This is a genomic window from Haloferax prahovense (assembly GCF_000723845.1).
Taxonomy (GTDB): Archaea; Halobacteriota; Halobacteria; order Halobacteriales; family Haloferacaceae; genus Haloferax; species Haloferax prahovense.
On sequence record NZ_LK053000.1, the window covers coordinates 1,340,138 to 1,360,751 of the forward strand.

At 67.3% G+C, this 20,614-nt stretch carries 22 protein-coding genes; 12 read left to right on the forward strand and 10 right to left on the reverse strand.

The features are described 5' to 3' along the window. The first annotated feature begins 54 nt into the window (after positions 1 to 54). Both BN984_RS20210 and BN984_RS06590 read left to right on the forward strand, forming a co-directional pair. Positions 55 to 141: a hypothetical protein gene (locus BN984_RS20210; protein WP_422653684.1), complete on the forward strand. Its 87-nt coding sequence runs from the start codon at positions 55 to 57 to the stop codon at positions 139 to 141. Between the two features lie 4 nt (positions 142 to 145). After that, positions 146 to 997, forward strand: coding sequence for a DUF7089 family protein (locus BN984_RS06590; protein WP_049967909.1), 852 nt, complete (start codon positions 146 to 148; stop codon positions 995 to 997). 31 nt (positions 998 to 1,028) lie between these two features. Here the strand turns inward: BN984_RS06590 and BN984_RS06595 are convergent, their stop codons facing one another. Together BN984_RS06595 and BN984_RS06600 are read right to left on the reverse strand one after the other, a co-directional pair. After that, positions 1,029 to 1,607 carry a DUF7090 family protein gene (locus BN984_RS06595; RefSeq protein WP_049967910.1) on the reverse strand — a complete coding sequence of 193 codons (579 nt, stop codon included), beginning with the start codon at positions 1,605 to 1,607 and terminating at the stop codon, positions 1,029 to 1,031. A gap of 97 nt (positions 1,608 to 1,704) precedes the next feature. Beyond that, a complete protein-coding gene (locus tag BN984_RS06600; protein WP_008090964.1) occupies positions 1,705 to 2,163 on the reverse strand; it encodes a DUF2391 family protein in 459 nt (152 codons plus the stop codon). A 126-nt stretch (positions 2,164 to 2,289) separates the two neighbouring features. Between BN984_RS06600 and BN984_RS06605 the strand changes: the two genes are divergently transcribed. Continuing rightward, positions 2,290 to 2,970, forward strand: a complete 681-nt coding sequence (locus BN984_RS06605; RefSeq protein ID WP_008090965.1) for a class I SAM-dependent methyltransferase — start codon at positions 2,290 to 2,292, stop codon at positions 2,968 to 2,970. A gap of 41 nt (positions 2,971 to 3,011) precedes the next feature. On the opposite strand, the gene BN984_RS06610 is transcribed toward BN984_RS06605, so the two are convergent. The 3 genes from BN984_RS06610 to BN984_RS06620 all read right to left on the reverse strand — a co-directional run bounded on the left by BN984_RS06610 (position 3,012) and on the right by BN984_RS06620 (position 7,107). Next, a complete protein-coding gene (locus BN984_RS06610; protein ID WP_049967911.1) occupies positions 3,012 to 4,148 on the reverse strand; it encodes an ABC transporter ATP-binding protein in 1,137 nt (378 codons plus the stop codon). A gap of 94 nt (positions 4,149 to 4,242) precedes the next feature. Next, a complete protein-coding gene (locus tag BN984_RS06615) occupies positions 4,243 to 5,958 on the reverse strand; it encodes an ABC transporter permease (protein WP_008090968.1) in 1,716 nt (571 codons plus the stop codon). A 9-nt stretch (positions 5,959 to 5,967) separates the two neighbouring features. After that, on the reverse strand, positions 5,968 to 7,107 hold the full coding sequence (locus BN984_RS06620) for a thiamine ABC transporter substrate-binding protein (protein ID WP_049967912.1): 1,140 nt from the start codon (positions 7,105 to 7,107) through the stop codon (positions 5,968 to 5,970). A 130-nt stretch (positions 7,108 to 7,237) separates the two neighbouring features. Here BN984_RS06620 and BN984_RS06625 point away from each other — a divergent pair, with 130 nt between their 5' ends. Next, positions 7,238 to 8,272, forward strand: a complete 1,035-nt coding sequence (locus BN984_RS06625) for an AI-2E family transporter (RefSeq protein WP_049967913.1) — start codon at positions 7,238 to 7,240, stop codon at positions 8,270 to 8,272. 12 nt (positions 8,273 to 8,284) lie between these two features. Here BN984_RS06625 and BN984_RS06630 read toward each other — a convergent pair whose 3' ends face one another. After that, complete coding sequence (locus BN984_RS06630; protein WP_008090971.1) at positions 8,285 to 9,061, reverse strand: sulfurtransferase; 777 nt, start codon at positions 9,059 to 9,061, stop codon at positions 8,285 to 8,287. 251 nt (positions 9,062 to 9,312) lie between these two features. Here BN984_RS06630 and BN984_RS06635 point away from each other — a divergent pair, with 251 nt between their 5' ends. Then, on the forward strand, positions 9,313 to 10,173 hold the full coding sequence (locus BN984_RS06635; RefSeq protein ID WP_004045008.1) for a sulfurtransferase: 861 nt from the start codon (positions 9,313 to 9,315) through the stop codon (positions 10,171 to 10,173). A 53-nt stretch (positions 10,174 to 10,226) separates the two neighbouring features. Here BN984_RS06635 and BN984_RS06640 read toward each other — a convergent pair whose 3' ends face one another. After that, positions 10,227 to 11,690: a short-chain fatty acid transporter gene (locus tag BN984_RS06640; protein ID WP_049967914.1), complete on the reverse strand. Its 1,464-nt coding sequence runs from the start codon at positions 11,688 to 11,690 to the stop codon at positions 10,227 to 10,229. Between the two features lie 185 nt (positions 11,691 to 11,875). On the opposite strand from BN984_RS06640, the gene BN984_RS06645 reads away from it, so the two are divergent. Next, a complete protein-coding gene (locus BN984_RS06645; RefSeq protein ID WP_008090975.1) occupies positions 11,876 to 12,475 on the forward strand; it encodes a hypothetical protein in 600 nt (199 codons plus the stop codon). Between the two features lie 257 nt (positions 12,476 to 12,732). On the opposite strand, the gene BN984_RS06650 is transcribed toward BN984_RS06645, so the two are convergent. After that, a complete protein-coding gene (locus tag BN984_RS06650; RefSeq protein ID WP_008090978.1) occupies positions 12,733 to 13,002 on the reverse strand; it encodes a DUF7553 family protein in 270 nt (89 codons plus the stop codon). An 88-nt stretch (positions 13,003 to 13,090) separates the two neighbouring features. Here BN984_RS06650 and uvrB point away from each other — a divergent pair, with 88 nt between their 5' ends. The 4 genes from uvrB (at position 13,091) to BN984_RS06670 (ending at position 17,611) form a co-directional block, all read left to right on the forward strand. Beyond that, positions 13,091 to 15,187, forward strand: a complete 2,097-nt coding sequence (uvrB, locus tag BN984_RS06655) for an excinuclease ABC subunit UvrB (RefSeq protein ID WP_049967915.1) — start codon at positions 13,091 to 13,093, stop codon at positions 15,185 to 15,187. Positions 15,188 to 15,193: 6 nt separating this feature from the next. Then, complete coding sequence (locus BN984_RS06660; RefSeq protein ID WP_008090980.1) at positions 15,194 to 15,613, forward strand: NUDIX hydrolase; 420 nt, start codon at positions 15,194 to 15,196, stop codon at positions 15,611 to 15,613. Between the two features lie 408 nt (positions 15,614 to 16,021). Then, on the forward strand, positions 16,022 to 17,107 hold the full coding sequence (locus BN984_RS06665) for a sulfite exporter TauE/SafE family protein (RefSeq protein ID WP_008090981.1): 1,086 nt from the start codon (positions 16,022 to 16,024) through the stop codon (positions 17,105 to 17,107). A 63-nt stretch (positions 17,108 to 17,170) separates the two neighbouring features. After that, positions 17,171 to 17,611, forward strand: coding sequence for a universal stress protein (locus BN984_RS06670; protein ID WP_008090982.1), 441 nt, complete (start codon positions 17,171 to 17,173; stop codon positions 17,609 to 17,611). Between the two features lie 25 nt (positions 17,612 to 17,636). Here BN984_RS06670 and BN984_RS06675 read toward each other — a convergent pair whose 3' ends face one another. Together BN984_RS06675 and BN984_RS06680 are read right to left on the reverse strand one after the other, a co-directional pair. After that, on the reverse strand, positions 17,637 to 18,131 hold the full coding sequence (locus tag BN984_RS06675; protein ID WP_042665339.1) for an acyl-CoA thioesterase: 495 nt from the start codon (positions 18,129 to 18,131) through the stop codon (positions 17,637 to 17,639). A 454-nt stretch (positions 18,132 to 18,585) separates the two neighbouring features. After that, positions 18,586 to 19,788, reverse strand: a complete 1,203-nt coding sequence (locus BN984_RS06680) for an SPFH domain-containing protein (RefSeq protein WP_049967916.1) — start codon at positions 19,786 to 19,788, stop codon at positions 18,586 to 18,588. Positions 19,789 to 19,864: 76 nt separating this feature from the next. Between BN984_RS06680 and BN984_RS06685 the strand changes: the two genes are divergently transcribed. Next, positions 19,865 to 20,059: a DUF7554 family protein gene (locus BN984_RS06685; RefSeq protein WP_004974006.1), complete on the forward strand. Its 195-nt coding sequence runs from the start codon at positions 19,865 to 19,867 to the stop codon at positions 20,057 to 20,059. A 49-nt stretch (positions 20,060 to 20,108) separates the two neighbouring features. Then, positions 20,109 to 20,606 carry a 2'-5' RNA ligase family protein gene (locus tag BN984_RS06690; protein WP_049967917.1) on the forward strand — a complete coding sequence of 166 codons (498 nt, stop codon included), beginning with the start codon at positions 20,109 to 20,111 and terminating at the stop codon, positions 20,604 to 20,606. Positions 20,607 to 20,614: the final 8 nt, after the last annotated feature.

Genomic DNA, 20,614 nt, shown 5'->3' on the forward strand with positions numbered 1-20,614 from the left:
TTCGGCCGACGATAGAGTGTAACAGTTAAGCGGCGGGCCCCTAATCGTGCCACTATGAGCCAAGCGACGAAAATCGTGCTCGGTACCGTCGGCGTGTCGGCCCTGCTGGCCGTCGTGTTCGTCGGGATGAGCATCGCCTGAGCGGATGTTCGAGACGCGCACCCTGCCGTCGGACCTCGAATCGATCCGCGACGAGTACGCCTCCGGCGCGCTCGTCTTGGACGTGGCCGGTGACTTCGACACCATCCCACCCGAGGCCGCGGAGAACCTCGGGTTGGTGGTCGAGTCGCTCTCCCCGGCGGCGTACCCCGCGGAGTGGCTACCAGACGACTCGCCCCAACAGCTCCGACGCTACGCGTCGTCGGACTTCACCATCGGGATGCCCGGCGACGGCACCGTGACGTGGTCCCGACAGACCGTCCCGCCGGTCGTGCTGGTGAAGTACCGCGCGAAGGGGACGCCGGACGACTTTCTGGACTTCCTCATCGCCGAGGCGTTCGTGCAGGCCGGAAACGACGAGATTCCGGAGCACTTCCTCCCCTTCTTCGGTGAGCGGTACCGCGACCTCGCCGCGGCGACGCCGCTCGGCCCGAGCGAGACGTATCAGGTCGCCGCCGCCCTCTACGAGGGCTGGGTCGGTCTCCACACCCGCGAGGCGTTCGCGTCGTGGGAGGGGAGCCACGACCGCCTCCACGACGCGTGGGTCGATGCCGGCGGCCGACTCGACGACCGACTTGCGAACCTCCCGCGGCTCGTCGCGCTCGGCAGACTCTCGTTCGCCGAGGCGACCGAGTTCGCGTGTTCGGCCATCAAACACGGCCGCGACCTCCCCGCGCCGTTTTCGGCGCTGGACACCGCGGCGTACCGCGACCACGGGCCGAGCTACGCGGTCAAGTGGGCGGAAAAGACGTTCGAGCAACTCGCGGCCGACGACGCGGAACCGGTCGACGGCGCGGCCACCGACGATTCGGCCGACGACGACGCCGACTCGGCGTAGTCGGTCGCGCCCGAGCGCGTCGCGCGTCGCCTCAGAACTCGGTTTCGACGGTGCCGTCCTCGTCGAGGTCGACGACGCCGTCGAACAGTTCGCGGAATCGGTCCAGCGTCTCTTGGTCGTGGACCTCCTTCGAGAGGTGGAACAGCCCTACCGCGTCGAACTCGTCGAGGAGTTCGAGAATCTGTTTCGTCGCCTCGAAGGCGCGGTCCTCGTCGGCGTAGTAGGCCATCTCCGTGACTGAATCGACGCTGAGCCGGAGCTTTCCATCGTGGCTTTCGAGGAACTGTCGGGTCTTCTCGACGATGGCGTCGAGGTCGTCGGGAGCCGCGACGTAGTGGATGTTGTCCGAACTGCGTCGGGAGTAGCCGCGCTCGATAGAGAGCGTGTCGAGGATGGTGGCGCTGGACTCGTCGACCTCGTAGTGTTCCAGCTTCTGTTCGACCTCGCGCGCGGTGGTCCGCGTCGAGATGACGAGGAAGCGGTCGGTGTCGACTTTGAAGAAGTCCGTGTCGATGCGGTCGGTCTCGCCGATGCTCGGATGAAGGAGCAAGATACCTGTGCCGCCCGGAATCGTCGCGGGCGCGTCTTCGATGGCGAGCTCGTAATCCATACCCCAAGCAGTTACCCTGCCGACTTAATCCTTCATGCCGCTTGGGCCGCGGCGTCCCCGAATCGTGTCGTGTGTTCACTCTCCTCGCGCTGGGCGGTCAGAACAGCGAGTCGGCCGTGGCGGCGCCGATGACGCTGAACACCGCGCCGACGCTCGTCGCCTTGAGCGTGATACGGAGCACCGCGAGGTCGAGGTCGTACCCCAGCACGGTGACGAGGACCTGTCCCGACACGTCCGAGAGGAACGTCCCCGGCGCGTCGAACGCGAGCGCGAGGATGAACACGGAGAGGTACGAGACGGTGATGAGCGAGATGAACCGGACGGGAATCCCGCCGACCTCGCGCTCCCTGTCGGGGTCGCGGTCGTCGGCCTTGTAGAGCGCGCCGTAGCCGACCGCGAGCACGATAAAGAGCGTGAGGAGCGCCTGCGCGAACGACATGCTCCGCGCGAGCACCCACACCTCCTCGGTGACGACGAACGGCCCCGCGAGGAGGAACCCGCCGACGACCTGCTGGGCGGTGTCGGCGAGCGCGAACCGGCGGCGGACTCCGACCATACACCGGTCGTCGGGACGGCGGCAATTAAAAGGCGCGACGGGAGACACGGCTGATTCGCCGCCGGATTCGCCGCCCCCGCGGGACCAGTTCGAACGCATTTTCACCCCGGCGCGCGAGGCTTCGGTATGAGCGTCCGCGACGAGTTCGACGCCTGGGCGGCCGACGGCCGCGACAAGGGCATGGAGGACCGACACTGGCACACCGCGAAGCACGCGCTCGCACGGATGCCGGTCGAGGAAGGCGACACCGTCGTCGACCTCGGGACCGGAAGCGGCTACGCCCTGCGCGCGCTTCACGACACGAAGGGCATCGGCCGCGGGTTCGGCCTCGACGGCTCGCCCGAGATGGTCCAGAACGCCCGCGAGTACACCGACACCGACGACCTCTCGTTTCTCGTCGGCGACTTCGACGACCTCCCGTTCGACGACGACAGCGTCGACCACGTCTGGTCGATGGAGGCGTTCTACTACGCCGCCGACCCGCACCACACCCTCGAAGAAATCGCCCGTATCCTCAGGCCCGGCGGGACGTTCTACTGCGCGGTCAATTATTACGACGAGAACGTCCACTCCCACGAGTGGCAGGAGCTCATCTCCATCGACATGACCCGGTGGTCCCACGCGGAGTACCGCGAGGCGTTCCGCGACGCCGGCCTCCACGTCGCCGAACAGGACTCCATCGCCGACCTCGACATCGACATCCCGGCGGCCGCCGAGTTCCCGACCGACGATTGGGAGACCCGCGAGGAGATGGTCGAGCGCTACCGGACGTTCGGCACGCTCCTGACCGTCGGCGTCGCGCCCTGACGCGGAACGGGACCGCAGAACCGCCGACCCGCGCTTTCGACCTACTCGACGATGTGAGCCGACGCCGGGGCGAATCCGATATCAAGCGTCGTCCCGACCTCGAATCCGGCCGCTGATTCTTCGCCGCCGTCTTCGACCGCCACGACGAGTTCCGTCTCGCCCCAGTCGAGTCGCACCCGCGTCGTCGCCCCCTGAAACTCGGTGTCGACGACGGTCCCGCGAACCCGGTTCGTCTCCGCGCCGACCCGGAGCTGTTCGGGTCGGACGCAGAAGGTGAGTTCGTCGCCGGGCGCAGGACGTGCGGGTCGGCCGCCGTCTCTCCCGTCGCTTTCAGCGCGGTTGCCGGACGCCGAACCACCTTGGCCGAGGACGCGCCGCCCCTCGGCCAGCGTGAACACCGCGTCGCCGACGCCGACGCGAATCCCCCCCGTTTCCGGTCGAGACTCGACGACTGCGTCGAGGACGTTGTTCTCGCCGAGGAACTCCGCGACGAACCGCGTCCGCGGTCGGTGGTAGAGTTCGCGGGGCCGGCCGACCTGTTCGACGCGGCCGCGGTTGAGGACGGCCACCCGGTCGGACACCGCCAGCGCCTCCGACTGGTCGTGGGTGACGTAGACGGTCGTCACGCCGAGTTCCGACTGGATTCGCTTTACCTGTCGGCGGAGGCGGTCGCGGAGTCGGGCGTCGAGCGCCGACATCGGCTCGTCGAGGAGCAGCAGGTTCGGGCCGGGCGCGAGGGCGCGGGCGAGCGCGACCCGCTGTTGTTGCCCGCCCGAGAGAGAGTCCGGGTCGCGGTCTTCGAACCCCGCGAGGTCGACGAGGTCCAGCAGTTCCGCGATGCGCTCGTCGCGGGTGCCGCCGCCCGGCGGGTCGGTAAAGCGGAGGCCGTAGGCGACGTTCTCGCCGACGCTGAGGTGCGGGAACAGCGCGTAGTTCTGGAACACGACGCCGACGCCCCGAGACTCGGGCGCGACGCCGGCCATCGACTCGCCGTCGAAGCGCACGGTCCCCTCGGTCGGGGACTCGAAGCCGGCGATACAGCGGAGCGTGGTCGTCTTGCCGCAGCCAGAGGGGCCGACGAGCGTGAAAAACTCGCCGTCGTCGACCGACAGCGAGACGGAATCGAGCGCCGTCGCCGACCCGTAGCGCTTGGACACCGCGTCGAGTTCGAGTCTCACGGGTTCGCCTCCGAAGTCACGTTCTCCCCTCGCCGGCGGACGGTCATAATTCTCACTTCCCGCGGCTCGCCCTCGTCTCGTTCTCCGGGCTCACTCATAGCTCGCCCCACCGGCCGCCGAAGCGGTCCACGACGAGGAAGCTGGCGGACGTGACGAGAAGCAGGAGACAGCCCATCGCCGTCGCGGGGCCGAGACGTCGCCCGAGGAACCGCTCGACTGCGATGGGCATCGTGTAGCTCCCCGCGCCCTCCGCGAGGATGATTGTCGAGTCGAACTCGCCGATGCTGATGGCGACGGCGAACGCCGCGCCCGCGACGACGCCGGTCCAGACGAGCGGCAGTTCGATATCGACGAGCGCGCGGGTTCTGGTCGCACCGAGCGACCGCGCGGACTCCACGAGCCGGCCGTCGAGTCGGGCGAAAAGCGGCGCGACGTTTCGGGTGACGAAGGGGTACGCGCCGACGGCGTGGGCCGCGACGATAGCGAGCGCGCCGGTGACGCGGATTCGCGTCCCCAGCACGTCGACGCCGAAGACGAGGCCGCGGAGCAGGCCGAGGCCGACGACGATGCCCGAGACGGCGAAAGGTGCCATCGCGAGTACGTCGATGAGGCCGCGCCCGCGGTACCGGCGGGTCGTGAGGACGGCCATCACCACGCCCATCGGGACGGCCACGACGAGCGTCCCCGCGGCGAAGGCCAGCGAGTTCAGGATGGCGGGGAGGGGTTTGACCTGAAAGCTCGCGCCGGTCGCCTGTCGCTCGGCGAGGAAGGCGTAGTTGGCGAGCGTGAAGCCGCCGTCGCCGCCGGTGACGCTCGCCAGCACCATGCTGGCGATGGGGACGACGAACACCAGTCCGACGATGAGGGCGTAGCCGGCGATGCCGGCGGTTCGGAGCGCCGATTTCGGCGTCCAGTCGGACGGGACGACAGACCGGCGAGGAAGCGGGTTCGCCGCGCCGCCGGCCGACCGCTGGCTGGCCTCGTACCGGAGATAGACGGCGGTCAGCGTGATGGAGATGACCGTCTCGATGACCGCGAGGCTGGCGGCCTCGGCGTACGCGAGGTCTCGGACCCGCGAGTAGACGAACACCTCGATGGTCGCCAGTTGGAAGCCGCCGAGTGCGAGGACGATGGGGAACGACGCGAAGGTGAAGATGAACGTCAGGGTCGCGCCGACGCCGATGGACGGCAGGAGCTGTGGGAGGACAACGTCGCGGAAGGCCCGCCGCGGGTTCGCGCCGAGCGAGCGGGCAGTCTCGACGGTCCGGGCGTCCACGCTCTCCCACGCGGCGGTGACGACGCGGGCGACGAGCGGGGCGTTGTAGAACGCGTGGGCGACGATGATGGCTTCGAGCGTGAACAGCAGTTCGACCGGCGGGAGGCCGACGGCAGAGAGCGCGCGGTTCAGCGTCCCGTTGCGGCCGAACGTCGCCACGAAGCCGATGGCGACCATGATGGAGGGCATGACGAACGGGAGAATGGTAAGCGAACGGAGCGTCTCACGGCCGCGGAACTCGAAGCGCGAGAACAGCCACGCGGCGGGGAGGCCGAGCGCGAGGCTGGCGAGCGTCGAGTAGAACGCCTGTTTCGCCGTGAACCAGATGATGTCGACGAGGTAGAACTCGCTCGTCAGAATCGCCGCGATGGGTTCGACCGTGGGTCGGCCGTCCACGAGGACGGCGTCGGCGAAGACGGTGGCGACGGGGTAGTAAAACAGGACCAGGAGGACGACGGCGGTGAGCGCCGCGACGAGGGTGAGCAGTCGCTGTTCGAGGACGCGGACGACCCGGCGAACCGAGACGCGGCTCACCGGTTCACCTCACTTTCTGGCGAACTCGCGGGCCCAGGCGTCGGTCCAGTCACTCAGGTTGTTCTGAAGCCGGTCGTAGGAGAACGTGACGGCTTCCGGCGGCTCCTGTGCGTACTGCGCGAAGTCCTCGGGCAGCTCCGCGGTGGTCGTGGCCGGGAACTGGACGTTGCGGACGGCGATTTCGGCCTGCACCTCGGGTCGGAGCATGAAGTCCATGAACTCGGCCGCGAGGTCGGGGTTCGACGCGTCGGCGAAGTGGGCCATCCCCTCGGGGTTGGCGTAGCCCTCGTCGTTCAGGAAGCGAATCTGGTGTTTCGCCATGTCCTCGCCGGCCTCGGCGGCGAACACCTGGTCGGTCGAGTACGAGACGACCATCGGGGCCTCCCCGTTCGAGTAGGCGTTGTAGGAGTCCTCCCAGTTGCCGAGGACGCGGACGTCGTTTTCCTTCAGGCTCGCCCAGTAGTCGAGGTAGCCGTCTTCGCCCTTGGCGTCGATGGTGTGGAGTAAGAACGCCTGTCCCGTCGCCGACGATGTGGGGTTCTGCGCGAGGAGCGCGCCCGCGTACTCGGACTCCAGCAGGCCGTCGAACGTTTCGGGGGCGACGAAGTCGCCGTCGCCGTAGGTCTCGTTGTAGACGAGCGAGATGTAGCCCGTGTCGTAGGGGACCGCGCGGCCCTGCGGGTCGAAGTTCAGTTGCTCGTTCACGTCGCCCAGTCGGGACAGTCCCTCGGCGGGCGAGAACAGCGCCTCGTCGAGGTTCTGGTCGATGCGGACGAGCATCTGCGCGTCGAGGCCGACGTAGAGGTCCGCGCCGGACTCGACGCCGCGGAGGGCGCGTTCGATGTAGTAGTTCACGCCCGAATCGGGCGTCTGCCACTCCAGCGTCGCGTCGAACTCGGACTCGAACGTCTCTTTCAGCCACGGACCGGGGCTCGAACTCGGCGCGTCGACGAACGAGCCGTAGGTGCCGACGGTGAGCGTCGGCGACTCGCCGCCTGTGGTCGTCCCCTCGGTCGTCGTCGTGGTCGTCTCGGTCGTGTCGCCCGAGGCCTCGGTCGTCGTCTGCTCGCCGCCGGTCCCGGTGCAGCCGGCGAGGAGCGCGGAGACGCCTCCCGCACCGGCGGCCTTCAGGAAACTACGTCGTCTCATTACTCGGTTGTTGCACTCTGTGGTATTTAACGGGCGTGGTGTTCTCGGAGACGAATAAACGGCCGAATCTGTCGGATTCGAGGTCCGTATCGGGAGAACGACTTTATCCTCGGCGGGAGTATCACCGGAGGTGACTGCTTCTCGTCCGTACGTCCTCGGCGGTGTGCTCGCCCTCTTCGTGCTGCTCGCGGCGGTCATGCTCGCGGACGTGTTGGCGACGGTGTTTTTCGCCATCACGGTCGCCTACCTGCTCGTGCCGCTCAGGCGACGCCTCGAAGCGCGCGGGGTCTCCCGATGGGTCTCCAGCCTCGCCGCCACCGTCGTCGCGGCGGTCGGCGTCGGCGTCGTGCTCGCGCCGCTCGTCGTCATCGTCTTCCTCCGACTGAGCGACATCCTCGAGTTCGCGGTGCTCCTGCCCGACGTGGTGACCGTCGAGTTCCTCGGGATGGTCGAGACGGTGACGCTCGACGACGTGGTTGCGGTCGGCCTCGACCTGCTCCAGTCGCTCGGCCGCGCCGCCGCCACCGCCGCGCCCGTGGTCCTGATCAAACTCACGCTGTTCGGCTTCCTCGTGTTCTCGCTGCTCCTCAGCGGCGACGCCGTCGGGCGGACGCTCCTCGCGCTGGTCCCCACCGACTACCGGGATGCGGCGACGGCCCTCAACGAGCGGGCCCGCGAGACACTGTTCGCCATCTACGTCCTGCAGGCGGCGACCGCCGTCGGCACGTTCGCCATCGGCCTCGTCGTCTTCTGGGCGCTCGGCTACGACTACGTCGTCACGCTCGCCACGGTCGCGGCCGTCCTCCAGTTCATCCCCATCGTCGGCCCGAGCGTCCTGCTCGCGGCGATGGCCGTCTACCACGTCGCGGTCGGCGACCTCGTCGCCGCCGCGCTCGTCGTCGCCGTCGGCGGATTCGCGGTCGCGTGGCTCCCGGATATCCTGATTCGCCCGCGACTCGCCAAGGAGACCGCCGACCTGCCGGGGAGCCTCTACTTCGTCGGCTTCGTCGGCGGCCTGCTCAGCCTCGGTCCGGTTGGTATCATCGCCGGCCCGCTCGTCGTCGCGCTCCTCGCGGAGTCCGTTGACCTGCTCGGTGCGGAGTTACGCGTCGACGACGGCGGAGGCGAGGAGGCCGCGGGCGACGACCCGGTCGAGACTCCCTGACTGCGCCGCTCGTCAGCCCTCGACGACCGCGCCGTCGCGTTCCTCCCACTCGGTGAGGCTGCCCTCGTAGAACGCCACGTCGTCGTAGCCGAGGTGCGAGAGGACGACGTAGGTGTGGCTGATGCGCCGGGCGGTGTTGCAGTAGAGGACGACCCGACGGTCCGGGGCGGCGCCCGCGGCGTCCAGAATCGAGTCGAGTTCGTCCCGCGGTTTCAGCCCGCGGGTCTCGTCGTCGACGAGTTCGCGCCAGTCGAGGTTGACCGCGCCGGGGAGGTGGCCCTCGTCGTACTCCGCGGGGTCGCGGGTGTCCACGATGACGGTCTCGGGGTCGTCGAGCGCGGCTTCGACCGCCTCGAAGTCCACGAGCGGCGTCTCGGTCGGGTCGGTTATCTCGTAGACCGTTCCCTCGACCTCGGTCGCCTCGGTCGTCGTCTCGCGCTCGCGGTTCCACGCGCTGAAGTCGCCGTCGAGGAGGTGGAGTTTCTCGGGGTCGTGTCCGTAGAGGAGGGCGGTCACGAGAAAGCGGGCGGCGAAGACGCCGTGGGTGTCGTCGTAGGCGACCACGTCGTCGTCGGCCGCGATGCCCGCGCCCGAAAGGAGGTCGGACCACGCGTCGCGGCCGGGGAGCATTCCCACGTCGCCGTCGGCGCTTCGGAACTCGTCGAAGGGTATCGACACCGCGCCGGGGAGGTGCCCGATGCCGTCGAACTCCCAGCCGTCCCGTACGTCCACCACGCGAACGTCGCCGAGTCGGTCCGCGAGCCACGTCGAAGAGACCACGTCTACCATGTCCCCACGTTTCCGGGCCGCGGATTTAGGTCCGCCCCTCCTCGCACCCCTCGCCACGTGTCCGGGGTAGCGGATGTTGTTGCTGGTTTCGTCGGATACCGGGCTGAGAATCCCCGAGACGGCCGTTCTCCGAGTCACTTTCGCCGTCTCCCCCGCCTTATCTGGGACAATATTGCCGCATCACCCGAGGTCAGGCCGTACATGCCGTCGCTGTGAGAGTTATGGGCCTTCCTGTTGTACGGTGAAACGCGATGTCAAACTCCGATTACGCGAAGGACGTGCTCGTCTCTGCGGACTGGGTGGAGAGCCACCTCGACGAGTTCCAGAGCGACGACCCGGCGTACCGACTCGTCGAAGTGGACGTGGACACCGAGGCGTACGACGAGAGTCACGCCCCCGGTGCCATCGGGTTCAACTGGGAGTCCCAGCTGCAGGACCAGACGACCCGCGACGTGCTGACCAAGGAGGACTTCGAGGACCTCCTCGGCTCCCACGGCATCTCCGAGGACTCTACGGTCGTCCTCTACGGCGACAACTCCAACTGGTTCGCCGCCTACACCTATTGGCAGTTCAAGTACTACGGCCACGAGAACGTTCACCTGATGAACGGCGGCCGCGACTACTGGGTCGACAACGACTATCCGACGACCGACGAAATCCCGTCCTTCCCGGAGCAAGACTACAGCGCCAAGGGTCCCTTCGAGGACATCCGCGCGTACCGCGACGACGTCGAGAAGGCGGTCGACAAGGGTCTTCCCCTCGTCGACGTTCGCTCGCCCGAAGAGTTCTCCGGCGAGATTCTCGCGCCCCCGGGACTGCAGGAGACCGCCCAGCGCGGCGGCCACATCCCCGGCGCGAGCAACATCTCGTGGGCCGCGACCGTCAACGACGACGGCACCTTCAAGTCTGCCGACGAACTCCGCGACCTCTACGCGGACCAGGGCATCGAAGGCGACGAGTCCACCATCGCCTACTGCCGCATCGGCGAGCGCTCGTCCATCGCGTGGTTCGCCCTTCACGAACTCCTCGGCTACGAGAACGTCACCAACTACGACGGCTCGTGGACGGAGTGGGGCAACCTCGTCGGCGCGCCCGTCGAGAAGGGTAACTGAGCCGCCTCGGCCTCAGTTCGTTTCGATACCGACCGACCGGTTCTTTTTGCGGTTCACATCGGCAGGACGCTGATGCCGACGGCGACGAGTACGCCCGCGCCGAGAAGCACCATCACGCAGTAGCCCATAATGTCGCGGACCGACAGGCCGCTGATGGAGAGCAGCGGGATGGCCCAGAAGGGCTGAATCATGTTGGTCCACGCGTCGCCCCACGAGGCGGCGACGGCGACCCGCGGGATGGACTCGCCGGACGCCTTCGCGGCCGTGACGAGCGTCTCGCCGATGACGGCCCACTCGCCCCCGCCGGAGGGGACGAAGAAGTTCACGAGGCCGGCGGTGAAGAAGGCAAAGGCCGGGAGCGTCCCGTCGGGCGCGACGGCGACCATGCCCTGTGCGATTTGCGTGGCGAGGCTGACGGAGCCCTCCGGCGCGTAGGCCATGATGCCCATGATGCCCGCGTAGAAGGGGAACTGGAGGATGATTCCCCAGACGTTCTCGACGGCCTCGACGACGGCCTCGATGTACGCCTTGGGCGTCCCGTGGAACAGCAGGCCGAGAAAGAGGAAACCGAAGTTGACGATGTTCAGGTTGAGATTGTTCCACGGCATCGTCCCGTTCTGGACGCCCTCCCAGAAGTACAGGGCGACCGCGAGCAGGCCGACGACGCCGATTGCCACGCCGATGCCGAGCGAGTGCTCGATGCGCGTCGCGAGCGAGGCGTCGTCGGGGACGGCCGTGGAGGCCCACCCGCCGGTCGCCTGCTCGCCGCCGCCGGTCGCCTGCTCGCCGCCGTCGGTCGCCGTCTCGAACGCCGCGGGGTCGATGGGCGTCTTCTTCGCGTCGTCGGTCGGGTACATGAGCGCGAACAGCGCCGGCAGGAAGAGGAAGCCGACTGCGACGACCAACACGAGGTTGGCGACCGTGAAGATGGTCCCGCCGGTGCCGAACGTCGTGTCGAGGATGCCCGCCTCGATGAGGAAGTTCCCCTCGGTGTTCAACAGGAGCGGAATCGACCCCGCGAGACCGCCGTGCCAGACGACGAACCCGGAGTACGCCCCGGCGACGACGATGGGGAAGTCGATGCCGCGCATCTCGGTCGCTATCTTCCGGGCGAACAGCGCCCCGACGACGAGGCCGAGGCCCCAGTGGACGAACGACGCCGCGGCGGCGACGACCGGCACCATCGCGGCCGCCCCTCGCTCCGTGTTCGGGACGCCCGCGAGGCGCGTCAGGAGCCAGTCCACGGGCTTCGTCTGCGCGAGCGCGTAGCCCGTCATCAGGATGAGCGTCATCTGCATCCCGAACGAAAGCAGGTTCCAGAAGCCGCCGTACCAGCCGTCGATGAGGAGGTTCCCGGCGTGTCCGACCACGCCGACCCCCTCGGCCGGCGCGACCGACACCAGCGCCAGCACGAACGCCACTCCGGTCAGGATGATGGCGAACAGGAACGCGTCGGGGAGGTACTGTTCGACCAGTTTCGAACTGCGCTCCGCCGCCTGCCTGATAGCGTTTGTCATAGCCCGGATAACCTCATGATAATACAATATATAATGTTTAATATTCCTGCTAGTTCGATTCGGTAGAATGTCACGAACCGGCCGACACGCCGGTCGTCGTCTGGGATCGGGTCGGGTCGTCGCAGACCCGCGCCGGACTCGCCGCCGCCGATGGGTACAAACCCGAGACGGACATACGGGAGCGTATGTCCGAACTCCTCGACACCCTCCGCGACGACCACGAGACGCCGCTTTCCCGACTCGGCTCCTCGAAGGCGCTGTACGCCGTCACCGGCGGCGAGATGGACGGCGACGCGGTCCGCGCCGCGGCCGCCGCCGAGGCCGCCGCCGCCGCCGACCTGTTCGACTGGTGGGCAGACGACGAACCGAACGACGAGGCGGCCGCGCTCTTTTCGGACCTCGCCGACACCGCCCGGGAGCACGCCGAAACCGTCGGCGCGGAGTCCGACGGCTCGAAGCCGAACGTCTACGACGTGCTCGCCGAGTTCGAGACGACCGACGGCCGCCTCGGCGGCGCGCTCGCCCGCGCGCTCGTGTCGCTGAAGACCGTCGAGCAGATGGTCGGCTTCTTCGTCGGCGACGCGGACCCGATGGCCGCCAACGACTTCCGCACGCTCAAGTCCGACCTCAACGACCAACTCGACACGCTCGAAGCCGCCATCGACGGCCTCGTCGAGGACGACGCCGTCGCCCGCGAGGCCGCCGACGCGGTGGTCGAAGCCGCCTACGACGAGTACGTCGAGACGCTGGAAGGCATGGGCGTCAAGCCGAAGAACGTCTGCTAAGCCCCCTTTTCACTCACAGAGGGTCGCCGTTGGCGACCCACCCGGAGTAAACCGTCTCCGTGAACGGTAGCGGAACGACGGCTCGTGAGACGCAGCGCGTCTCACGGTGGGGAAAACAGCCGCGAGACTCGACTTCGGCCTGGCTCGCTGTGCGTTATGCTCGGAACTTGTATCTTCGTTCGCCCAGTGCTGACAGCGCCGACTCGCGGCGTAACGGGCGAGTTCCAGTAGAAACGAGGGGGTTTGTCAGCCGGTCGTCAGACGCCGGGGACGCCCTTGCGGTATTCGAGAACTTCGCTTCGAGCCTCGCGGACTGTCTCGGCGACGTCGCCGTCGAGGCCCTCGGCGAGTTCGTGGAGGACCGTCATGTGGCGGGCGAGTCGCCCGTGGTCCGGTCCCTGCTCGCGCGTCGCCAGCTTCGCGAGCTGGTCGGACTGTTCGTAGAGTCGCTCCTGCACGTCGCCCTCGGTCGCCTCGGCGGCTTCCTTGAGCAGGTTGCTCGCGCGTTCGAGTTCGGCTCGCGTCATACTGAACGGTTCGACAGCCCGACCCAAAACCGTTCCTCCGGCGACAAGCACCGCCTCGCTCAAGTACGCCGCGACCCAAGGACGGGCAATGAGCGAGTCCGGTCCCCTGTCCGCCGACAGACCCGACGCAGACCGCGAATTCCGCGTCGACGCCCCCTTCGACCCCGCGGGCGACCAGCCCGAGGCAATCGAGGCGCTGGCCCGCGGCTTCCGCGAGGGTGCCGACGTGCAGACCCTGCTCGGTGTCACCGGTTCCGGCAAGACAAACACCGTCTCGTGGGTGGTCGAGGAGATTCAGAAGCCGACGCTCGTCCTCGCGCACAACAAGACGCTCGCCGCCCAGTTGTACGAGGAGTTCAAGAGTCTCTTTCCCGACAACGCGGTCGAGTACTTCGTCTCCTACTACGACTACTACCAGCCCGAGGCGTACATCGAACAGACCGACACCTACATCGACAAGGACATGTCGATAAACGAGGAAATCGACCGGCTCCGCCACTCCGCGACCCGGTCGCTTCTCACCCGCGACGACGTCATCGTCGTCGCCTCGGTGTCCGCCATCTACGGCCTCGGCGACCCGACGAACTACACCGACATGTCTCTCCGGTTGGAGGTCGGCCAGCAGATGGACCGCGACGAACTGCTCGGCGCGCTCGTCGACCTCAACTACGAGCGAAACGACGTGGACTTCCGACAGGGCACGTTCCGCGTCCGCGGCGACACCGTCGAGGTGTTCCCGATGTACGGTCGCTACGCCGTCCGCATCGAGTTCTGGGGCGACGAAATCGACCGGATGCTGAAGCTCGACCCGCTGGAGGGCGAGGTCAAGTCGTCGGAGCCGGCGGTGCTCGTCCACCCGGCGGAGCACTACTCCATCCCCGAAGAGCAGCTCGAAGGAGCCATCTCGGAAATCGAGGAGCTGATGGAACAGCGGGTGAAGCACTTCCAGCGACAGGGCGACCTCGTGGCCGCCCAGCGCATCGAAGAGCGCACCACCTTCGACATCGAGATGCTCCGCGAGACGGGCCACTGCTCCGGCATCGAGAACTACTCGGTCCACCTCTCTGACCGCGAGCCGGGCGACGCGCCCTACACGCTCCTCGACTACTTCCCCGACGACTTCCTCACCGTCATCGACGAGTCGCACGTCACGCTCCCGCAGATTAAGGGCCAGTACGCCGGCGACAAGTCCCGAAAGGACTCGCTCGTCGAAAACGGCTTCCGCCTGCCGACGGCCTACGACAACCGCCCGCTCACCTTCGAGGAGTTCGAAGAGACCGTCGGACAGGCGCTTTTCGTCTCCGCGACCCCCGGCGACTACGAGCGCGAGCACTCCAACCAAATCGTCGAGCAAATCGTTCGGCCGACCCACCTCGTGGACCCGAAAGTCGAGGTGACGGAGGCGACCGGACAGGTCGACGACCTCATGGCCCGCATCGACGAGCGCATCGACCGCGACGAGCGCGTGCTCGTCACGACGCTCACGAAGCGGATGGCCGAAGACCTCACCGAGTACCTCGAAGAGGCCGGCGTCGACGTGGCCTACATGCACGACGAGACCGACACGCTCGAACGCCACGAACTCATCCGGTCGCTCCGCCTCGGCGACATCGACGTGCTCGTCGGCATCAACCTCCTCCGGGAGGGCCTCGACATCCCGGAGGTCTCGCTCGTCGCCATCCTCGACGCCGACCAGCAGGGCTTCCTGCGCTCCGAGACCACGCTCGTCCAGACGATGGGTCGCGCCGCCCGCAACGTCAACGGCGAGGTCGTGCTCTACGCCGACGAGATGACGGACGCGATGGAGGCAGCCATTTCCGAGACGCAGCGCCGCCGCCGCATCCAACAGGAGTTCAACGAGGAACACGGCTACACGCCGACGACCATCGAAAAAGAGGTCGGCGAGACGAACCTGCCGGGGAGCAAGACCGACACCCGCGGCGTCTCCGGCGACGAACCCGCCGACGCCGACGAGGCGGTGGAACAGATAGCCTTCCTCGAAGACCGGATGCAGGAGGCCGCCGACAACCTCGAGTTCGAACTCGCCGCCGACATCCGCGACCGCATCCAGAACCTCCGCCGCGAGTTCGACGTGGACGCGCTCGAAGACGGCGTTGCGCCCGAGTACCCCGACGAACACGACGGCGAGGCCGACGACGGCCTGACGCCCCCGGACGAGTTCTGACCGGTCGTGTCCTCACCACCGACCCTGACGTTCGCGGCCGGCGGACTCCTCCGCCGCGACGACGGCCGACTCTGTCTCGTCCACCGGCCGCGCTACGACGACTGGTCGCTCCCGAAGGGGAAACTCGAACCGGGCGAGACGCTGATCGAGACCGCCGTCAGAGAGGTCCGCGAGGAGACGAGATGCGAGGTCGACTGCGGCCGGTTCGCCGGGCGCTACGAGTACCGCGTTCCCGACGACGCGGGGACACGGAGCGGCCCGAAGGGCGTGTTCGTCTGGCACATGCGCGTCGCCGACGAGCGCCCGTTCGAACCCGACGGCGAGGTCGACGCGCGCCAGTGGGCCACCCCCGCCGCAGCGCTCGAACGGCTCACCTACGAGACCGAACGGGCGCTGGTCAGACGGGCGTTCGAACCCAACGACTGAGCACAGATTTTGGATAGAAACACATGTTACTGGTTTTTCGACGCGCGTCGGTGTGTGGACCGTACCCAAATTGGGGGGTCGACATCAAGACTTATTAGCCCGACCTCGCTATGCCCGTTTCACCGTGATCCGCACCTCGGCGGACGAGCCTGCAACCCACACCGTTCACCACGCCTACCCCAACGGAGGCATTACCTGAATGGTCCGCGGATTCGAGCACGGAGTGCTCGATAGTTCGGGCGACCACCGCACGCCGGTCTCCCCGGTGTGCGACGCGGTCGCATCCTCGGGAGACGGTGAACACGCGCGGGTCGGTGCCGCTGATGACTCGGCGAACGGGCTGTTTTCGACGTGCCACTCCACGCGAGTGCACGCGAACGCTACTGCGTACTGATAACAACGAGAACCATGAGCTCTCAGTCTCTCAGTCACGTCCAGAAGTCGTTCCTGAAGTACCAACACATCCTCGTGTTCATCGCTCCCCTGCTGTTCCTCGCCTCGGTGTTCACCATGGCACCGACGCCGTCGGGTGCAGGCATGGAGTACTGGCTCCAGTACTGGTGGCTGTTCCCGGTGTTCCTCACCGGCGCGACCATCGTGAACACGGTCGGCATCAGCGGGTCGGCGCTCTTCGTCCCGTTCCTCATCTTCATCTTCCCCATCTTCGCGCACCCGCTCGACTCGTCGACGCTGGTGAAAGTTGGCCTCATCAGCGAGGCGTTCGGCCTCTCCAGTTCGGCCGTCGCTTTCATCCAGTACGGCCTCGTCGACCGGCGACTGGCGCTGACGCTCGTCGGCGGCTCGATTCCGTTCGTCGTCGGCGGCGCGCTCCTGTCGTTCGTCATCCCCGACGTGGTGTTTCACGCGCTGCTCGGAATCGCGCTGCTCGCCGCGTCCTACCTGCTGTTCAACGCCGACCTCGGCCACGACGAACCCGGCTCGTCGGACTCCGACCACGCCGCGGCCACCGACGGCGGCACCGTCTCCGCGAGCCTCCCCAACGACCCCGGTAAGCTCGGCCCCGCGGGCGTCCACACGGCCGACGACGGCACCGTCACCCGCGTCGACCGCGAGGGCGACGACTACACCTACACCCGCGGCGGCTACCTGCGCCGCTTCGCCAACTACAGCGTCGGCGGGATGTTCCAGGGCCTCGCCGGCTTCGGCGTCGGCGAACTCGGCATCATCTCGATGCTCAGCACGAAAGTCCCCGTCCGCGTCGCCATCGGTACGAACCACATCGTGGTCGCGCTGACCGCCATCCTGGCGTCGCTCGTCCACGTCTTCGGCGGCGGTATCGTCGGCGGTCACTCGTTGAGCCTCGCGACGACGCCGTGGAACATGGTCGTCTTCACCGTCCCCGCGACGGTCCTCGGCGGCCAAATCGCCCCCTACGTGTCGAACGCGCTGGAGACCGACGTCATCAAGAACTTCGTCGGCGTCCTCTTCGCCGTCATCTCGATTGCGCTGTTCATGATGGCGCTGGGCATCTAACGACCCACTCGAACCGTTTTCACCGGCACCACTTTCACAGTCCTCGATTCTGAACCCTCACCCATGTACGACCACATCCTGCTTCCGACCGACGGTAGCGACGCGACCGATGCGACCATCGAGCACGCGGCGACCCTCGCCGAAACGTACGGCGCGACGGTCCACGTCCTGTCCGTGGCCGACTCGCGTAACCGCTTCGAGTCGCCCTCGGCCGGCATCGCGCCGGACGTGTGGGAGAAGTCCGAACTCGACCGCGCGGAGTCGGCGGCCGACGCCGCCGTCGAGGCGCTCCCTGACAGCGTCGCGACCGAACGCATCGTCGAGGAGGGCGTGCCTCACTCGACTATCGTCGACTACGCCGCCGACGCCGAGGTCGACCTCGTCGTGATGGCGACCCACGGTCGAACCGGCCTCGACCACTACCTCGTCGGCTCCGTCACGGAGCGCGTCGTCCGCCAGTCCGACGCACCGGTGTTGACCGTCCGCGCGGCGGACGAAAAATAAGCGCCGCGACCCCTCGCGGTCCGCGTTACTCGAACTCTTCTGCCAGCGCGGCGCGGTGCTCGCGGCGCTTCTGAAGCGCCGCGTCGCGCAGTTCGCGCTCCTCTTGGGAGTCGCAGACGAGGTCCGGAACCGGAATCGGTTTCTCGTCGTCGTCGAGCGCGACGAAGGTGAAAAAGGAGGTGATGGTCTCGCGGCGGTCGCCCTCGCTCGGTCGCTCGGCGGTCACGTCGACCTTGATGTCCATGCTGGTGCGACCGGTGTCGAAGACGTACGCCTCGACGGTCACCACGTCGCCCACGTCGATGGGTGCGAGGAAGTCCACGTGGTCCATCGACGCCGTGACTACCTGCCGCTCGGCGAAGCGTCGCCCGGCGATGGCCCCGCAAACGTCCATCCACTCCAGAATCCGCCCCCCGAGGGCGCGTCCGAGGTTGTTCGTGTCGTTGGGCATCAAAATCTCGCTCATCTCGGCGCGGGACGCCGACAGCGACCGCGTGCCGACCGACGACTGCTGTTGCATACCACACGGTCGGAGTCGGACGTGGTTAAATTATTCTACGTGGTGAAAAATAGAAATAAAGGTGATTAATCGCTCGGGTTGTCGATTGTCGACAAACGCGCCTCACATTTCAACAACCTAGACAATTAATAGTGTTTATTACGTATCGAACGGTGTCTGCGCGAACCGCAGACCGGTGGTGGGACGCCGACGCCCGTCTCTCGCCCGCGTTCGAGGGAACGTTCCCGAGGGTTCCGACTCCCGTTCGACCGCGACGAGCGACGGGGAATCAGTCGCCGATTCCGACTCCGACGACCCGAGCGGCTCCCGTTTCACGTCCGTCCCGCGCCTCGCCGAACCGCGACGGCCGGACGACGGGGCTCGCGCCGGTCGCCCCGCAGACCGGACACGACGCTGCACCGGCCCCTCGGCGCGTCGGTGGAATCGCGACTGCTTCGCGTATTCGATTTTTGGCTCACTCGACCCGCTCAGCCTCGACGCCGCCGTCTTCGATTTCGATGTCGACCGCGTCGGCGGAGATGTCCGCCGTCTCGATGCCGTCCAACTCACCGAGTATCTCACTGATGTCGTCGAGGCCGAGGAGTTCGCGGGTCTCCTCGTCGAACGCCTTGCTTTCGAGGCCCGCTGCCTGCTGTATATCGGAGCCGGTCAACCCCTTTCCGTAGCGGCCGAGCAGCGACGTGAGTTCCTGCGGGAGGATGTACGTCGTCGACGGCGAGGTTCCGATGTTCCCCAGCGTCTCCATGCCCTTGTCGATGATGGCGCGCTCGCCCATCGACTCCGCCGCGCGGGCCCGCAGAACCGTCGAGATGGCGTCACCCTGCGCTTCGAGAATCTGTGACTGCTTTTCCCCCTGCGAGCGGATGATGTTCGACTGCTTGTCGCCCTGCGCCTTCTCGACGGCGGAGCGACGTTCGCCCTGCGCTTCGAGAATCATGGCGCGGCGGCGGCGCTCGGCGGAGGTCTGTTGTTCCATCGCAGTCTCGACGTCCTTCGAGGGCTTCACCTCGCGGACCTCGACGGATTCGACGCGGACGCCCCACTCGTCGGTCGGCTCGTCGAGTTCCCGGCGGATGCGCGCGTTGATGTGGTCCCGGCGCGCCAGCGTCTCGTCGAGTTCCATGTCGCCGAGGGCGGCCCGCAGCGTCGTCTGCGCGAGCAGCGAGACGGCCCGGCGGTAGTTGTCGACCTGCAGGAAGGCGCGTTCGGGGTCCATCACGCGGATGTAGACGACGGCGTCCGCCGTCACGGGGGAGTTGTCCTCCGTGATGGCCTCTTGGGAGGGCACGTCGAGCGTCTGGGTTCGCATGTCGAAGCGGTAGGTCTTCGAGACGAACGGCGGGACGACGTTCAGCCCCGGTTCGAGGATGCCCTTGTAGTCGCCGAACACGGTCAGCGTCCGCTTTTCGTACGCCTGCACGATTTCGACCGCGTCGTACACCGCGGCGACGGCGAGCGCGAGGACGACGTATCCCGCGAGCGTCAGCGGCGTGACGGGGAAGACGACGACGGCGAGGCCGAAGACGATCACCGCGACGGCGAGGGGACCAAGCCAACGCGGGATTCGGCCGGGCTCGCTGTCGACCCGCCCCGCGCCCGACGACGAAGACGACGAGGACGCCGAGAGCTTCCCGAGTTGGTAGAACAGGCTGTCCATGGTGGAGAGTGACACCGAAGCGGAATAAAGCTACCCGGCCACCAGCTATTTGTCCGCGAACGCCCGACCGCCCCGTATGCGAACGAACCGCGGCCGAATCGACGTGGAGGACCTGCTGAAAATCATCCTCCTGCTCGTCCTCGTCTGGCTCGTGCTCGAAATCATCGGCGAGGTGCTCGGGCTGTTCGGCGCGTTGCTCGGCCCGCTCCAGCCGATTCTGGGACTCGTCGTCGCGGCGCTCATCGTCCTCTGGCTGCTCGACCGAATCTGACCCCCCGCGGCGACGATACGCCTTTGTGTCTCTCGCGTGAGTCACGGGCGTGTACAGTCTGAACGTCCCGGTTCCGGGGCGGGTCGCCCGCCTCGCGTCCGACCTGTTTCCGTACCTCGCCCCGTTCGACCGGGTTCGCGACCGGCACACGCTCGTCTGCAAGCGGTTCGAAGACACCGAGTTCGACCGCTTACACGAACAGTTGCGGCGCGTGCTCGCCGGTCAGCCGGCGTTCGAAGCCCGCGTGACCGACATCCGGTTCTTCGAAGCGCCGCCGCGCGGAGCCGCGCCGGTCGTCTATCTCGCTGTCGAGAGCCCCGGCCTCGCCGACCTGCACCGCGCGCTCACTGACGAGTTCGGCGCTGTCGACGGACTGGAGGGCGACGAGTACGTCCCGCACGTCACGCTCGCCCGCGGCGGCAGTCTCGCGGACGCCCGCGCGGTCGCGAGCCAGTCCATCGAGCCCGTCGAGTGGACCGTCTCGCAGCTCGACATCTACGACTCGTCGTTCCGCGAGACCGCGGCCTCGATTTCGCTTCCGGCCTGACGGCGGCG

Bases quoted from the DNA above. Each gene is read 5' to 3' on its own strand.
- BN984_RS06665 (WP_008090981.1), top strand. From the start codon at position 16,022: ATGAGCTCTCAGTCTCTCAGTCACGTCCAGAAGTCGTTCCTGAAGTAC.
- uvrB (WP_049967915.1), top strand. From the start codon at position 13,091: ATGAGCGAGTCCGGTCCCCTGTCCGCCGACAGACCCGACGCAGACCGC.
- BN984_RS06670 (WP_008090982.1), top strand. From the start codon at position 17,171: ATGTACGACCACATCCTGCTTCCGACCGACGGTAGCGACGCGACCGAT.
- BN984_RS06680 (WP_049967916.1), bottom strand. From the start codon at position 19,788: ATGGACAGCCTGTTCTACCAACTCGGGAAGCTCTCGGCGTCCTCGTCG.
- BN984_RS06605 (WP_008090965.1), top strand. From the start codon at position 2,290: ATGAGCGTCCGCGACGAGTTCGACGCCTGGGCGGCCGACGGCCGCGAC.
- BN984_RS06620 (WP_049967912.1), bottom strand. From the start codon at position 7,107: ATGAGACGACGTAGTTTCCTGAAGGCCGCCGGTGCGGGAGGCGTCTCC.
- BN984_RS06685 (WP_004974006.1), top strand. From the start codon at position 19,865: ATGCGAACGAACCGCGGCCGAATCGACGTGGAGGACCTGCTGAAAATC.
- BN984_RS06675 (WP_042665339.1), bottom strand. From the start codon at position 18,131: ATGCAACAGCAGTCGTCGGTCGGCACGCGGTCGCTGTCGGCGTCCCGC.
- BN984_RS06600 (WP_008090964.1), bottom strand. From the start codon at position 2,163: ATGGTCGGAGTCCGCCGCCGGTTCGCGCTCGCCGACACCGCCCAGCAG.
- BN984_RS06590 (WP_049967909.1), top strand. From the start codon at position 146: ATGTTCGAGACGCGCACCCTGCCGTCGGACCTCGAATCGATCCGCGAC.
- BN984_RS06630 (WP_008090971.1), bottom strand. From the start codon at position 9,061: ATGGTAGACGTGGTCTCTTCGACGTGGCTCGCGGACCGACTCGGCGAC.
- BN984_RS20210 (WP_422653684.1), top strand. From the start codon at position 55: ATGAGCCAAGCGACGAAAATCGTGCTCGGTACCGTCGGCGTGTCGGCC.
- BN984_RS06595 (WP_049967910.1), bottom strand. From the start codon at position 1,607: ATGGATTACGAGCTCGCCATCGAAGACGCGCCCGCGACGATTCCGGGC.
- BN984_RS06640 (WP_049967914.1), bottom strand. From the start codon at position 11,690: ATGACAAACGCTATCAGGCAGGCGGCGGAGCGCAGTTCGAAACTGGTC.
- BN984_RS06645 (WP_008090975.1), top strand. From the start codon at position 11,876: ATGTCCGAACTCCTCGACACCCTCCGCGACGACCACGAGACGCCGCTT.
- BN984_RS06635 (WP_004045008.1), top strand. From the start codon at position 9,313: ATGTCAAACTCCGATTACGCGAAGGACGTGCTCGTCTCTGCGGACTGG.
- BN984_RS06650 (WP_008090978.1), bottom strand. From the start codon at position 13,002: ATGACGCGAGCCGAACTCGAACGCGCGAGCAACCTGCTCAAGGAAGCC.